The organism is Methanobrevibacter curvatus (assembly GCF_001639295.1).
GTDB lineage: Archaea > Methanobacteriota > Methanobacteria > Methanobacteriales > Methanobacteriaceae > Methanoflexus > Methanoflexus curvatus.
The window spans coordinates 1-16,207 of record NZ_LWMV01000194.1; the positions used below are offsets into that span (position 1 = coordinate 1).

Consider the following 16,207-nt stretch of genomic DNA (forward strand, 5'->3'; position numbering starts at 1 on the left):
ATCTAATTAAATAAATTTTAAGTAAACTAAATTTTATGAAAATAAGATTAATATTAGTTAAATAAAAACTAAAAAAATATTTAGAATATTAAAATTATTTTAAATTTTAAAAAAAAATATTTAAAATATATTAATTAGAAAAATAAATATATAAATAGTATTTAAATTAGTACTTCATAAAATTAATAAATTCATGAAACAATTTATTAAATTTAATATCTGGAAATAATAAATTATAATAAAATAATATTTTAAATAACAATTAAAAAAATTTACTTATTAAGAGTATAAAAATAATAATTTAATTAAATTTTTAATTCTCTTTAATGATGAAAATTTAAAATTTTATGGATGATTAAATGGTTTATAGAGTAAAAGTTAATCCTTTAATGATTAAAAAGGCAAGAGAAGAAATTGGCTTGTCTTTTTATCAGTTGCCACAAATATTAAAGGATGCAAAAGAGTGGGAAGAAGGAACTAAACAGCCAACATGGAAAGATTTGCGAAATTTGGCAAAAAAATATAAACGACCTCCAGTTTTTTACTTAATGTCAGAACCTCTAAAAGAAGAAGGAGAAGACATAATTGAATTTAGGTCTCCTGAAAAAATTGAAGAATATAGTTATGAGTTAAATCTAGAAATTAGAAGAGTGAAATATAGGAGAAACATTTTTCTAAATTTAAATACTGAAATGGGAAATATTCTACCTGATTTTTCTAGATTTGTTTTTAAAAATAAAAGTTCTTCTAAAAAGCCTAATTATAAAGAGATTAATTATAAAGATTTAGGTAAACATATTAGAAATTTCCTTGAAATTCCTTTTGAGACACAAAAAAACTGGCTAAAAAATGATAATGATAAACCTAAATATGACCATTCTATGTTTTTATATCAATGGAAAGAAAGACTTGCAGATTTAGGTGTATTAGTATTTGAAACTGAAAAAGTTTCCAAAAGTGAAATGAGTGGAATGTCTTTATATTTTGATTTATGTCCTATAATTTTACTCAATGGTAAAGATTCATATAATCGAAGAATATTTACTTTAATACATGAGTTAAGCCATTTAGTAATGAGAGAGTCAACTATTTGTGATGTGGATATACATAATTCTAATGAAACATTTTGTAACAAAGTTGCTGCAGAGGTTTTGGTTCCTAAAGATACTTTAAAAAATAATATAATTTTTTACAATAACGGAAACATTAATTACTCTGGCTTATCTAATATATATGGTGTTAGTCAACAAGTTATCGCTTATCGATTGGCAAATATTGGTAAAATTGGACAAAATGAAGTTAAACAGAAAATTAATGAAATTACAGAGAAAAACCAGATTAAAGAAGAAAGACAAGCCCAAAGGAATAAAAAATCTAATGGTGGAGGAATGTCAAAACCTGCTAAAAAAAAGAAATATGAAGGTCAACCTTACACAAGATTTATTTTAAATGCATACGAAAATAATTTAATTAGCTCATCTAGATTTATGCGATATTTAGACATTCCTGTAGATAAAATTGACAAATTACATGATGTTTTATATGGATGATTTTCTATGTATGTTTTAGATACAAATGTCCTTCTTGCATTACAAAATCACTATTTTCCAGAAGTATTTATCACTCTTTGGAAGGATATAAATGGTTTAATTGAAAATAATAATATTATGTCAATTACTGAGGTTCAAGAAGAGATAACTAGTAAGGAACATAAAATATTTTGGGATAAAATAAATACCAAACATAAACATGTTTTTTATAAAGAACTAGAATCAAATGAAGAAGAAGAAATGGCTAAAATTGAAAGTCTAAAAATTTATTCTAAAATAACTTTAAAAAACCAAAATAATAAAACAATTGAATGGTCTTTACAGAAAGAATGGGGTGAAGGTGTGGCTGTTGCTGATCCACTTTTAATTTGTCATGGATTAAAGCATGGTTCTACTATTGTAACAACAGAAAGTCCTAAAAATCAGTACAACATCCCCCATGTTTGTAAAGAATTAAATGTGAATTGCATTGGAATAAAAGATTTTTTCATAGAGAATAGACTTAGATTTTAGATGAGCTTTCTACTAAAATTGTAATTGGCAAAAGTTAATTAAAAGTTAATTAAATAAATATTAATAATATAATTAAATAAATTAATTAAATAAAATAATAATAACCTTAATAAATTAATTAGATAACTTATATATTAATAAAATAAATAATAAAATAAGTAATAAGATAATGGTTGCTATGAATTATAAAAAACTTTCAGTTCTTTTAAGTATAATTATATTTTCATTTGTTTGCATGTCTTCAGTGATAGCTGTGGATGTACAAGATTCTTCTTATTATAATATATCAAATGAGTCTTTAAATCAACAAATCCAAAAAATAATTGATAGTTCTAATTCTGGAGATACTGTTAAATTTTTAGGTAAAAATTATGAAAATATAACCTTGATTATTAATAAAAACTTAAATATCCTCAGTAGCTCAAATACTAAAATCCTTAATAATGGTTTAACTAAACCTATTTTTCAATTAAATTCTAAATCATCTGGAACAGTTATTTCAGGATTTAATTTAATTAACAACAAGGATAATGCAATTTATATTAATGGAGTTAAAAATCTTACAATTAAAAATAACAATATTGCATCTAAAAATTTAGCTATTTACATTTACAACTCGTCGAATATTCAGATTTCTAACAATGATTTAGTAAATTCAAATATTGGATTGGGAATATTAAATTCTAATTCAATTAATATAAAAAACAACAATATTAAACAAAATAAAAATCATGGGATTTATTTAAAAGATTCTATTAATACTATTATTAATCATAATATAATCGAAAACAATATTCAAACTGGAATAGAACATGAAAATTCAATTTCTACTCAAATTATTAATAACACAATTAATAAAAATGAAAATGGAATAATCACAACAAAATCTGCAAAAAATCTCATAATCCTTTACAATACAATATCTTCTAACAATGACTATGGTATAAAATTAGATTCTAATGAAAATACTAATTTAAAAATAAAAACAAACACTATTTTAAGAAATTATAAAGGAATAAGCTTTACTTATCATTATGTTGATACAAATAAAAAAGACATTAGCTTTAATAGAGTAGTTTACAACACAGATTTTAATATTTTAGTTAGAGAATCTAATTACAATAGAATAAGTGTAGGTGCAAATTGGTTTGGTGCGAATGAGCAGTCAAAGTCAGGAGTATGTCCAAAATTAAATGGAGAACTAATTCAATACAATTTAATTCCCTACAAAAATCAATATGGTAATATTGTTCCTGGACTTTTTATTGGGGTATTTACCTATGGAAACAACCAAATAGCTTCAAATTTACCTGATATGACAGTTGCTGCAGTTTTTGATAATCATGGGAGCTATTTAAATCAACAGTATGCTAATATGGTTGATGGAATAGCTATTTTTAATTTTACAGATAATACAAATTTAGATCAATACAATTTAAAGTCCTATGCTGATGTTGAGTTTTTAGAGTTAAATAAAAATGCAAACATTAAACTTCCTAATGATTTCTATGGTAATGGTGGTTCAGGAAATGGTAATGGTGGAAGCGGAAATGGTGAAAATGGTAATGGTGGAGGAGACGGAAATACAGGCAATGGTGATGGTTCTTCTGATAATTCTGGGGATAACAATCCAGGAGAAAATTTGGGTAACGATTTAAAGCCAAAAAATCAATTATCTTCCAGTAGTCTTCCATCAGGAACATCATCAAGTAAAGGAAATACAGAAAAACAAAAAGATTCTAGCCAAGGAAAAATATTAAATGTGCTTGATGATGATTTTGAATCAATTATTAAAGATAATCCTTACTTTTTAGCTATTGTTTCCATAGTTTTAATAGGGGTTTTAGCCATAGGATTTTTATATAAAAGAAAAAGAGAGGAATAAATTATTTATAAACTTATGTTTTTATTGAACTTCTAAAAAATATATGTTTTTTCAAAAAAGTAAAATATTTTTTTATTTTTAATAGCTATTTTTATTTTTAATAACTATTTTTTTGCTGTTTTATAATGGGCTATTAGATAAAATGAGATAATTTAGGATTTAGTAAGTTATAATGGTTATTTATCTATTTTAAAGCTATTGAATTAGTTTTTAATAAATTTGCTTTAAATTGATTCAAAAAGTGTGTAATCATATATGATTATGTAATTAAAATTGATTATATTATTTAGAAATAGGGTTGCTAGATTTTTACATTTCAGCCATCTGTTGTAGTAGTTTGCTATCGGGTTTTAGCTTAGAAACAATTAATTCTGCTAAAAGTACACTTAAATAAGTGGTTTTAATTACAGGTTTGTATGTGTAAGCGAGTACTTGTTCATAACCGATACATTTGAAGAATTTATTAAAATCTTCTATTTTGCTCCTTATTGATTTTAATTTGTTCCATTTATCATATGATTTGTTAAATTTACGGACTAAGTTCTGGTAAACTTTTTTTAGAGGTTTTTTGTCTTTAAAAACATCTAAAGATAGTTGAATTGGGTGAAAATTTTAGTTTTATGGATGTTTTTCTTGTTTCTGATTAAAGGAATGATTTTATGTTCCATTAAACCCATATAATAATTTTCGTAGCTGAAATAGCCTTTATAAGCAAGTATCATGTCTTCATTTTTCAATATTCTTCTTCATTTTAAGTTTTCAAGGATTTCAGGAAATATTTTGGTGTCATTAACAGTGCCTTGATAAAATAGCATGGTTAATGGTTGAAAAGTGTCATAATTCATTGTTGTTGTTAGTTTTCCACCAATATAATAGCTTTTGAGGCTGAATAACCGATTTTAAACCCTTTTTTCTAGTTCTTCTTTTGAATAAAATTGTTTTTCAAGATTAATTTTAAACTGCATATCAGTTGCATCAATGATAATTTTCTTATTTTTTCTTTTGTTTCCTTTAAATTCTTTATTTAATTGTTTTTAAAGTGAATTCCAAAATTTGTAATTCATCAAATCGTGAAAAAATCTCTGATAACTGGTTATAATCTAAAGTCGAGTTAAATTTAAAATTGTTTCTTAATTCTTCTTTCTTATTTATTTCATTGACAACATACTTAATATTTATTCTATAAAACATGGATATTACTCTAATTTTTATTGCATTTACGGCAGTATTTGCTGGTTTTATTCCGTTCCGACTTAATTTTTGTCGAGTTTCTCTAGAATCGATATCTATAAATATTAAGTCTAACAAATTACATTTTGGGTCTTCTTTATCGTGAACTAATGGCATTTTCATTTTTATCACAATGAAATATATGTAAGTGCCATTATTTAAATATTTAGGTTTAAAAAACCTTTAAATTTATTTAAAATAATTATTAGATTGTATTTTTAATTTTTATAATTTATACTCCATGAAAACTATAAAAAAAGACTGTATTAAGCTCAAAGTTTCATGGACTTTCTAACACCATATTTATATAATATTGTAAAATAAAATTAATCCAAGGGGATAAAATGTCAACTGATACAACATTTATTACAAATGAAGAGAATAATAAATTAGTAGATAGGTTCAATGATTTAATTAAGGATACTGAATATTTTGATTGCTTAGTAGGTTATTTTTATACAAGTGGATTTTATAAACTTTATAAATCTCTTAAAAATACTGAAAAGATAAGAATTTTAGTAGGTATAAGTACAGATAAACATACTTATAACTTAATTCAAAAATCTAAAATGACATTATCTCATTCACAAACAAAAGAAAAATTTTCAAATAAAATTAAAGATGAAATTGATAATTCAAAAGATTCTTTGGATGTTGAAACTGGAATAAAAAAATTCATTGAATGGTTAAAATCAGGAAAACTTGAAATTAAAGCATATAGGGATGGAAATATTCATGCTAAATTATATATTAGTACTTTTTCTAAAAGTGATAGAGATAAAGGTAGGGTTATCACAGGTTCAAGTAATTTTACAAAATCAGGGCTTCAAGACAATTTAGAATTTAATGTTGAATTAAAAGACAGCTCAGATTATGAGTTTGCTATTAAAAAATTTGATGGGTTATGGGAGGAAGCTGTTGATGTTAGTGATCCTTATGTTGAAACGATTACTAAAAAAACATGGTTAAATGATGAAATAACTCCTTATGAATTGTTTTTAAAGTTTTTATATGAATATTTTAAGGAAGATATTAACTTGGATTTGATGAAAAATGTTAATCGTGAAATTCCAGAAGAATTTATGGATTTAGAGTATCAATGGCATGCTGTTGTTGAAGCAAAGAAAAAAATAGCTACTCATGGTGGAGTTTTCTTATCAGATGTTGTAGGTCTTGGAAAAACATATATGGGAATAATGTTGGCTAAAGAATTAAGAGGAAAAACTCTTGTTATAGCTCCACCTAATTTACTGAAAAGATCAAATCCTGGTTCTTGGACTAATGCTTCTATCGATTTTAACTATCATTTAGAGCCTTGTTCTAAGGGAAAATTAGAACATTTACTTAAAGATGGGCATGAAAAATATGATACTGTAATAATTGATGAAGCACATGAGTTTAGAAATGAAAATACTGTGGGATATGATTCATTGTATAAGATTTGTAGGGGAAAAAGAGTAATATTAGTTACAGCTACTCCTTATAATAATAGTCCTTCTGATATTTTAGCCCAACTTAAATTATTCCAAAATGCTCACAATTCAACTTTACCTAATCCAAAAGTAAGAGATTTAGAAAATTACTTTAATAATATCTTAAAAAACTTAGTAAAGTTAAAAAATAAGAATCAAGATGAATATCTTGAAAGTTTAAAAGAATATTCTAAAGATATTAGGGAAAATGTTTTAAGACATGTAATGGTTAGAAGAACAAGAACTGGTATTATTAAATATTATTCAAAAGACCTTGAAAAACAAGATTTGAGCTTTCCAGATGTTAATGATCCTGTTTCAGTAATCTATGAATTAGATGATAAACTTGATAAAGTATTTAATGAAACCTTAAAAAAGATTTTAGAAGAATTAAATTATTCAAGATATACTCCTTTACTTTATTTAAATGATACTGGAGAATTAAATAAAGTAAAAGGACCTCAAATTAACATGGGTAAATTTATGAAAACCCTGTTATTTAAAAGATTAGAAAGTAGTTTTCAAGCTTTTAAAAAGTCTATTGGAAGATTTATTTATGCATATGAGAAATTTATAGAAACATTTAATGATGGCAATGTATACATCTCAAAGAAAAAGATTAATAAGATTTATCAATATATAGATGAAGAAAATTTTGAAAAAATAGATGATTTAGTTGAAAAAGGAGATGCAGAAACTTATTCTACTGATAAATTTAATAAACAGTTTATTATAGATTTACAATCAGATTTAGCTACTTTAAAAGAAATAGAAAAACTTTGGAAAGATGTAGATAATGATCCTAAGTTAAATGCTTTTATTGAAAAACTTGAAAATGATAAAAACCTTCAAAATAAAGTTGTTGTGTTTACTGAATCAGAAGAAACCATGAGATATCTAGTTGAAAATTTAAATCCGAAATTTGATAATAAAGTCTTTGGTTTTGCAGGAAGCTCACCATCAGATGATAAATATGTAATAATTGATAATTTTGATGGAAATGCACATGATAAAAAAGATGACTACAGAATTTTAATCACAACAGAGGTTTTATCTCAGGGTATGAACTTACATCAAGCAAATGTGGTTGTAAACTACGACATTCCATGGAATCCTACAAGGATGATGCAAAGAGTAGGTAGGGTTCAAAGGGTAAACACAAGTTTTAAAGAGATATTCATATACAATTTCTTCCCAGCAAGCCATATCAGTGAACATCTATCTTTAGAAGATGCTGCAAAATCAAAACTGGAAGCATTTATAGAAATGCTGGGAACTGATTCAAAATTACTTGCAGACGAAGAAATACAATTCCATGAGCTATTTTCTAAATTAAACTCGAAAGAATCAATAGTGGGTGAAGAAGAAGTAGATTTAGAGCTTGAATACTTAAACTTCATTAGAAATATACGTGATGACGATAAAAAGAGAGAACTTTGGGAAAAAATTAAAAAATTACCTAAAAAAGCAAGGTCTTCAAAGAAAACAAATAATGGAAAAATTAAAAATAGAGGATTGTTCACATTTTTTAGAAAAGGACCACTTACAAAAACTTATCTTAATAAGGGAGATGAAGTAATAGATTTAGACTTTGAAGGTGCAATAGAGATATTAAAAGCAGAAGAGAATACAAAAAGAGAAAAAATATCAAAAGATTTCTATAAATTATTATATGAAAATAAAAAAGAGTTTGGAAAGTTCTTTAAAGTAGAAAATGAAGAACCAACTAAGATGTCTAAGAATGATAAAAAATTAAGGGACTTTTTAATGGCTTTAAAAGGTTATCATAGATTTACAGATGAAGAAGTGGAAAAATGTAATAGTTACATTGATTTAATTGATGAAGGTTCAATTTCAAAAAAGTCAATTAAAAATACTCTTCAAGAAATAAAAAATATCAAAGATAAAAATGAATTTAGAATATATCAAACAATTTCTAATAATCTAGATGAATTTATGTATGTAAATACGAGAAGTGTAATAACTGGGAATGATAAACCAAAAGAGATAATTTTATCTGAATATTTAATAAAAGAGTGATTAGATGGATAGTAATTCTGCAAAAAAGTTAGTAAAAAGCACATTTGGTGGAAAGTTCGATGAATACAAGTTTAAAAACTTTATTAAAGAATTATTCAATGATTCATCATCTATTCATGAAAATTCTAAAAATATAATTAATTTTACTGGAAAAGGCTTTTCTGATTATATTAATTCCATTTTTGAAATTGGAGATTATAATTTTAATAAAAATGAATCTATAGGATTTTATGTTGTTGAATTAAAAAGATACTCTTCAATTGATAGAGCAAGAGCTATGCAAAGAAATTTAATTGCTAAAAACTTAAAAAATACTAATAAAACTGCAGGATTAGTCGCATTTCGAGAAGAAAACACAGAAGATTGGAGATTTTCATTTGTAAAGTTAGAATACACATTCACAGAAGATTATGAAACAAAAGAAAAATTAACTCCTGCAAAAAGACATTCATACCTTGTAGGTCCAAATGAACCAAATTACACTTGTCAAAGTCAATTTAAAGAATTATTAACTATCGAAAAGAATATTTCACTAAAAAAAATTGAAAATTGTTTCAGTATAGAAAATGTTACAGATGAGTTCTTTGAGGAATACGAAAAACTTTTCAATGATTTAAATAAATCATTAGAAGATTTATTAAGTACTGATGAGAAAATTAAAGAAGAATTTTCAAATAAAAATATTAAAGTTGAAGATTTTACTAAAAAATTACTTGGACAGCTAGTTTTTATTTATTTCCTTCAGAAAAAAGGATGGCTTGGAGTTAAAAAAGATGAAAAATTTGGTTCAGGTCCTAGAAACTTCCTTAGAAAATTATATGATAAAGAATTTATAGAATATAGTAATTTTTTCAATGATATTTTAGAACCTCTTTTTTATAAAGGTTTTTCTGAAGCTGTTGATGATTATCATTACAGTAAATTTCAATGTAAAGTTCCTTTTTTAAATGGTGGTCTTTTTGAAGCTATTAATGGATATAATTGGAAAAATACGGACATAAATTTAAAAAATGAAATATTTAAGAATATTTTAGATACATTTGACCTTTTTAATTTCACTGTAATGGAAGATCAACCATTAGATAAAGAAGTTGCTGTTGATCCAGAAATGTTAGGAAAAGTACTTGAAAAATTATCTAATGACAGAAAAAATGAGGGAAAATATTACACTCCTCGTGAAATTGTTCATTATATGTGTCAACAAAGTTTAATATCTTATTTAAGCAATAATACAGATATTTCTAAAGTTGATTTAAGAAAATTCATAGAAAATGGTGATGTAGCAATCGAATCTATTATTGCTCGTCAAGAAGAAGCTAAAATATATAATGGTAAATCATTCACTAAGTTAGAATTGGCTGACTCAATTATAGATAACTCTAAAGAATTAGAAATATTATTACGGGAGGTTAAAGTTGTTGACCCTGCTGTTGGTTCTGGTGCATTTCCTGTTGGAATGATGAATGAGATTGTAAAAGCTATTTCAATTTTACAGCTAATAAATGATGATTTAATTGATTATTATAAACTTAAAAAAGAGATAATTGAGAATTCTTTGTATGGAGTAGATAAAGATTTTTCTGCAACAGACATTACGAAATTAAGATTCTGGTTATCTCTTGTGGTAGATGAAGATAATATTGATTATATTAATGCTTTACCTAATTTAGATAATCAAATATTATGTGGAAATTCTTTAATAGATACTTTTGAAGGAGTAGAATTATTTAACACTTTAAAAGAAGGCTTTCAAAAATCGTTGAATTTTTATAGGGAATCACAGCAGAAATTTAAGCTATTAGAAAAGAAAAAGAATCAATTTTTCAACACAGATATAGTAACTAAGAAAAAGACACTTAGGGTGGATATTGATAATTTAAAATGGGAAATCATTACAGAATATTTGAAAGAGTCTGGTAATAGTTCTAAAATAGAAAAAATAGATAAATATCGTAATGTTGTTGATAAACCATTTTTATTATGGAATTTAGAATTTTCTGAAGTATTTAGTGGGAAAAATCAAGGATTTGATATTGTTATAGGAAATCCACCTTATGTTAAAGAACCAACTAATAGAGCCGCTTTCGATGGACTAAGAGATTCTCCATATTATCAAGGAAAAATGGATTTATGGTACTTTTTCGGTTGTGTAGGTTTAGATATTTGTAAAAATAATGGGGTTGTGAGTTTTATAGCTCCTAACAATTGGATTACTAATTCAGGAGCTTCGAAGTTTAGAAATAAAGTAGACAGTGAAGGACACATAGACACATTCTTAAATTTTGGAAATTACAAGGTTTTTGATGCCGGAATACAAACAATGATTTATATAATGAGAAAAAATGATGAGGAGAATGAATTTGAGCTAGATTATTCTCAATTACTTTATGATGATATTGATATTAACGATTTAGTAGAATTTTTATATTCCAATCAAAAAACAGAACAATTTAATAAATTCAAATCTCTTTTTAATAGAAAACTATTCAAAAATAATTATTTCATATTTTTAGAAAAATCTATTTCACAGGTTATAAATAAAATTAAAGAAAATAATGTAACTTATTTAACTAAAAATGAAATTTTCACTGGAGCAGATGTGCATCAAGATTTTCTAAATAAAAGAAATGCTAAAAAGATAAATATGGAAAAGGAAGTAGGTGCAGGAATTTTTGTCCTATCAGATGATGAAAAAAATAAATTAAACTTGAATAAAAAAGAATTGTCATTAATTAAACCTTATTACACTACTGAAGAGCTATTTAGATATTATGCTGATATTAAAAATGATTATTGGTTAATATATACAAAATCAGATATTAATAAGAAAATTTCAAACTATCCTAATATTAAAAAACATTTAGATAAGTTCAAAGAGGTGATTACATCTGATAATAAACCTTATGGGCTTCATAGAGCTAGAAAAGAAGAAATATTTTTAGGAGAAAAGATAATTGTCGCAAGGAAGTGTCAGAAACCAGCATTTACTTATGTTGATTTTGATGCATATGTTTCACAGACATTTAACATTATAAAAACGGATAAATTTGATTTAAAAGTTTTAACAGCTATCTTAAATTCAAAACTAATACAATTTTGGCTTAAATATATGGGTAAAATGCAAGGAAATAATTATCAGTTAGATCAGGAACCATTACTAAAGATTCCATTAATTAATAAATTATCTATGGATATTGAGAAAGAGATAACTCTTAATATTGATTTAATTATCGATTCAAAAGAAAATATTAATAGTTATGAAGATAAGATTAATAATCTTGTTTATGAATCATATGATTTAAATCATAAGGAGATTAAGATTATTGAGGGAAATATTTAGATGGTGCTTTTATGGTAGAAACAATTAATTTTAATTATTCGTTTTCGAAATTGGGGAATGTTAATGTAAGATTATATGAATTTACGAGTCAATGTTATATCTTGTTAGAACAAAACAATAAATTTAACCACATTAAGAGATTGAAAGAAATAGACCAATTGGGAGTTATCAGAAATGTTCATGAAGGAACACATCATCCAAGATGGGAATACGTAGTTTTACAATTGAATATTATAAATCAATTATGTTCTTTAGAAATAGCCAAAGGGTTAGGTTTAAAAACTAATCAAAAATCTTTTAAAAAGTTTAAGCCCTCTGGTGGTGATATATTACAGATGTGGGTATTAATGTTTAATTCAGGACATTTACCTGGGACATTTGCTTCTGAGAGGGGGTTTTTAAAATTATTATTAAAAAATAAGAAATTTAAAAAAGTTTTTTATGATGGAATAAAATGCAAAACTAACAAACTAACAAAATCAAAAAGGAAGTTCTTTAAAGAAATTTTGGGTAATGAAGATATTTATAGTGTTCATAAAATTTTAATTTCCTTTTTATTAAACAGATATAAAAGATCAAATCTTGAAGGAATTGAGGATACTGATGAATTCATAGATTTTTTACAAGAGGTTCATGATTTTTATTTCACTAAACAAAAAGAGTCAGAAATTGAGGTGAAGAGAATAAAATTAATATCTCTTTTCAGAAGAATAAGACAAATCTCTTATTTATTTTTAGATTCACAATATGCCCCTATTCCTCTTTCTTTTGATTTACCTTTAGTTTTTTTCAACTTTGAAGAGTATTATAATGAAATTTTTATCAATCCTGAAAGTCAAATAGTCAAAACATTAGATTCATTTGATGATTTGTTGTCTACAAGTTTTTATCATTCTAAACATTCTATAAGTGAATTAGGCATCCATTCTAAAAATATTTATAAAAAACTCGAAAAGAAAGATTTATCTAAGATGGGTACTGTTGAAGAACATTTATATTCTAAAGATACTTTTTTACCAAATCGTAAATACAATAAACATACTATTTTTCAGATTTTTTTCGATATAAGTATAGATAAAGATTTATTTTCCATATTTAAAAAATATTTATCGTTTGATGAAGAAAAAAAGTGGAATAAGAAATTTGGAAAAAGTTATTGTATATTAACATTCCAATCATCTCCTTCAAAGAAACTTTTTGTAATAAATATTAAATTTGAGAATGAGGGTAATTTTGAAAAGAATTTTAAGATTTTAGGTATGGTTATTAAACAATTGGTTGAGTTATATGAAAAGTTGAAAAATGAAATTCCAAATAAAAAAGAATTATTAAAAAGCATTTTTAAAAAACCTTTTGAGTATTTGACTATTGATATTCTAAAAGTTATAACAAAAGATAAATTATATTTTGAATTTGATGATAAATATTACAAATATAATATATTACCATCTTCTGGTGCTAGTAATGCTTCAAAGGAATTATCAAATATTTTTCAAGGACAAAATGATCTTTTCTGCAGTAATAATGAATTTAAAAGAGTGCATAAACATAGATGTAATGAAATAAAGTCTTTAATTGGAATTTTAAAAGAAATTGACCATACTGGAAAATTGCTAGTTGCTATGAATCCAATATTAGTTTATGATGAAAATAGGAATTTAATCACTGATTTTGATGGATTTGCTATTGGTTTTTACAGGGAAGAATTGAAAATTTTGCTTATACAGGCGAAATATCAAAAAAAAGCATTAAGAGATGCATTTAAACAGATGGAACAAAATTTACAAAAAATTGAATTTATAACATCTAAAAATGAAGAAATTATTAGAAATATAAAAATAGTTGTGTTTGCTTAAATATTGGATTAGATGGCATGGTTTAAGATTTAAGCACCGTTTGTTAGGTAATATATTGGAAAAAGAAAATTTGAAAAATTATTTTAATTTAATAAACAATGATAAACCTATAAATTTAATGTCTGAAGACATTTTAGATAGAAAAGAGTTCTCAAAGAAATTAGGTAAATTAATTTTAGAATATAAATTAAGTGATAGTTTAGTTATTGGATTATTAGGAGAATGGGTTCAGGTAAGTCATCTATAATATATGGCTATAGATTGGATCCAAATTGAAAATAATAATAGTATTCCAATTGTTTTTAGATTTAATCCTTGGAATTTTATAAATCAGGAGAATCTTGCTTTTCAGTTTTTCATAGAATTAGGATCTAATTACGAGAAGAAAAATTGTTTTCAGAAAAAGTGTTAGATTCTTTTAAAAAATATACTATAAGATTAACATTTAATAGTATTATTCAGAGTAAATTTAAGGTAATAAATGAAATATCTAATATTCTAAGAGATACTGGGATTAATCAATTGTTAGAAAAACATGGCTGGAATTATTATAATGGAGATTCTATAAATATGCTTAAAGAAGAATTATAGTTTACTTTTGTTGTCATGTCGGGACTGTCAATTTGTTAGTTGGTAGAATTTTTAAGCTTGAATTTTAAGCTTGAATTTGCAAATACTTGATTTTTAGAAGAGAAATTTTTCTTACCAACTAACAAATTGACAGCCTCGTCATATCTGACCATGCTTTAGTAATTTCATCTGTGAGTAATGCATATTCTAACCCTTCTTTCACCCCTGACCTGTTCCATTCTGCTGTTAGGTCTTTTCGAAACTCTATTGTTTTTAATCTTTGTGTTATCCATTCTTCAGAATAACCTTTTTTACGATAGTTGCTTATTGCTCTTTCAATAGCTAATTGGGGGTCTGCTATTTCATCAAGTCTTTCTTTACCGACTTTAGCTAACCATTGTTTAAATGGTTCTGCATTTGGTGAGGGTATTGATTGAATTATCCTTAATATCTGTTCACTATCAGCGACATCAGTTAATCTCATTTTCCCATCTTTTGCAGGGAGTTTCAAACGGTTACAATTTGTAACCAGTTCATTTCCTTCATCTTTCAAACGCTTTTTAAGCACTTTCCAATAGTTTCTAGGATTTTCACTTTCGCTAAGAATTCCTACAACATCTATGACTGAAAAAAACCATTCTTCCTCATTTTCATCCCAAACTGCTCTAATTTCCCTATCTTCAAACAATTTTATGCTGTTTTTCTTTGACATTACATCAAAACCTTTTCATAATATTCTTTTTTAAATTTTTAAAGCCTTAATTATAATTTTTTGCTTATTTTCTTTATAAATTATTATTTTATTAATCTTTAATTTTAATTTATACGTCAGTATATTATTTTTTTCTAAGTAAATGATAAAGAAATAGGAAAATTAGTAAAAAATAAATTTGAAATCAACTAAGTTTTTGACAATGCTAATATTAAGTATAAAATATATTTTTAATGAGAGTCAAAAAACATATGTTTTAATTGACTATAATTTAAACTGGATTAAAAAAGAATTTTTATGCTGTTACTAAATTAGCATCCCATTTAGGCAAGTTAATGTCATTGGCAATACTTGCATTAGTCACTTTGATTTCTTCATGATTACTCACTGGAAGAGTAAAAATGGCATTAACAAATATTACATAATCAGTTACTTTAACAGATAAGCTAATATCACGAATATTTTCAAGGCTGGATTCATCAACATCAAGTACATATGATGCATTAAGTATTTCTAATGCAACAAACTCATTATCCTTGTTAAAGTCCATAATAACATCATCAGTTAATTCAACACTTCTTTCATGTTCATAAGTTTTAACTTTAATAGACAATGCATCAACAGTAGAATCATATTTATAATCTACTAATATTGGTTCTTTAATCATGGAATTTTCCCCTCCTTCTTTCAGTTGGAAAAGTAGTTACTAATCTAATCTCATCAAGGCTTTTAATAAATATCACAACTTTAACATGATATTTATCAGATTCTGGATGATTATAAAATACAAGAAATTTATTATTCTTGGAAATTTTCATATAAACTGGCAAATCATTTTTAATCAAGTTATAAACTGTATCATATTCACAATATTTTCTCTTTGTGTTATCAAGAAAATGTTCTGAATCTGTTATAATAATATGTTTATTATTTCTTAATTTTTCAAGAATAAATTCCATATCACTAACAGTATACTTAATAACAATCACCAATATAGTCCTGAATATTCGCATATTAATTAGATTAAATAATTATAACA

General features: G+C 24.9%; 14 protein-coding genes. 9 read left to right on the plus strand and 5 right to left on the minus strand.

The features are described from left to right. Positions 1-359 precede the first annotated feature (359 nt). From MBCUR_RS07675 to MBCUR_RS07685, 3 genes are all read left to right on the plus strand, one after another. On the plus strand, positions 360-1,550 hold the full coding sequence (locus MBCUR_RS07675; protein ID WP_067092241.1) for an ImmA/IrrE family metallo-endopeptidase: 1,191 nt from the start codon (positions 360-362) through the stop codon (positions 1,548-1,550). Between the two features lie 6 nt (positions 1,551-1,556). Continuing rightward, complete coding sequence (locus tag MBCUR_RS07680; protein WP_067092243.1) at positions 1,557-2,063, plus strand: DUF4411 family protein; 507 nt, start codon at positions 1,557-1,559, stop codon at positions 2,061-2,063. Between the two features lie 235 nt (positions 2,064-2,298). Beyond that, on the plus strand, positions 2,299-3,948 hold the full coding sequence (locus tag MBCUR_RS07685) for a right-handed parallel beta-helix repeat-containing protein (protein WP_169805816.1): 1,650 nt from the start codon (positions 2,299-2,301) through the stop codon (positions 3,946-3,948). A 584-nt stretch (positions 3,949-4,532) separates the two neighbouring features. Here MBCUR_RS07685 and MBCUR_RS10410 read toward each other — a convergent pair. Continuing rightward, positions 4,533-4,685 (minus strand): hypothetical protein, encoded by a 153-nt coding sequence (locus MBCUR_RS10410; RefSeq protein ID WP_157077707.1) that lies wholly within the window; start codon positions 4,683-4,685, stop codon positions 4,533-4,535. A 283-nt stretch (positions 4,686-4,968) separates the two neighbouring features. Beyond that, entirely contained in the window at positions 4,969-5,295 is a 327-nt protein-coding gene (locus MBCUR_RS07690; protein ID WP_157077708.1) for a hypothetical protein, read from the minus strand. A 227-nt stretch (positions 5,296-5,522) separates the two neighbouring features. Here MBCUR_RS07690 and MBCUR_RS07695 point away from each other — a divergent pair, with 227 nt between their 5' ends. From MBCUR_RS07695 to MBCUR_RS07715, 6 genes are read left to right on the plus strand one after another with little or no spacing between them, the layout of a single operon-like run. Further along, positions 5,523-8,690 (plus strand): helicase-related protein, encoded by a 3,168-nt coding sequence (locus MBCUR_RS07695; protein WP_067092248.1) that lies wholly within the window; start codon positions 5,523-5,525, stop codon positions 8,688-8,690. Positions 8,691-8,694: 4 nt separating this feature from the next. Then, positions 8,695-12,030: an Eco57I restriction-modification methylase domain-containing protein gene (locus MBCUR_RS07700; protein ID WP_067092251.1), complete on the plus strand. Its 3,336-nt coding sequence runs from the start codon at positions 8,695-8,697 to the stop codon at positions 12,028-12,030. 11 nt (positions 12,031-12,041) lie between these two features. Continuing rightward, entirely contained in the window at positions 12,042-13,886 is a 1,845-nt protein-coding gene (locus MBCUR_RS07705) for a hypothetical protein (protein ID WP_157077709.1), read from the plus strand. A 55-nt stretch (positions 13,887-13,941) separates the two neighbouring features. Continuing rightward, positions 13,942-14,133 (plus strand): hypothetical protein, encoded by a 192-nt coding sequence (locus tag MBCUR_RS07710; protein ID WP_067092255.1) that lies wholly within the window; start codon positions 13,942-13,944, stop codon positions 14,131-14,133. Positions 14,134-14,136: 3 nt separating this feature from the next. After that, positions 14,137-14,298, plus strand: a complete 162-nt coding sequence (locus tag MBCUR_RS10615) for a hypothetical protein (protein WP_169805817.1) — start codon at positions 14,137-14,139, stop codon at positions 14,296-14,298. Further along, complete coding sequence (locus tag MBCUR_RS07715) at positions 14,277-14,477, plus strand: hypothetical protein (protein WP_067092257.1); 201 nt, start codon at positions 14,277-14,279, stop codon at positions 14,475-14,477. Before MBCUR_RS10615 ends, MBCUR_RS07715 begins: the two co-directional genes overlap by 22 nt. A gap of 118 nt (positions 14,478-14,595) precedes the next feature. Here MBCUR_RS07715 and MBCUR_RS07720 read toward each other — a convergent pair whose 3' ends face one another. From MBCUR_RS07720 to MBCUR_RS07730, 3 genes are all read right to left on the minus strand, one after another. Beyond that, the gene (locus MBCUR_RS07720) at positions 14,596-15,168 is read right to left on the minus strand and encodes a BRO-N domain-containing protein (protein ID WP_067092259.1); all 573 of its coding nucleotides are present in this window, start codon (positions 15,166-15,168) and stop codon (positions 14,596-14,598) included. Between the two features lie 295 nt (positions 15,169-15,463). Then, positions 15,464-15,835: a DUF2283 domain-containing protein gene (locus tag MBCUR_RS07725; protein WP_067092261.1), complete on the minus strand. Its 372-nt coding sequence runs from the start codon at positions 15,833-15,835 to the stop codon at positions 15,464-15,466. After that, the gene (locus MBCUR_RS07730) at positions 15,828-16,157 is read right to left on the minus strand and encodes a hypothetical protein (RefSeq protein WP_169805818.1); all 330 of its coding nucleotides are present in this window, start codon (positions 16,155-16,157) and stop codon (positions 15,828-15,830) included. The genes MBCUR_RS07725 and MBCUR_RS07730 overlap by 8 nt, the downstream gene beginning before the upstream one ends. Between the last annotated feature and the right edge of the window lie 50 nt (positions 16,158-16,207).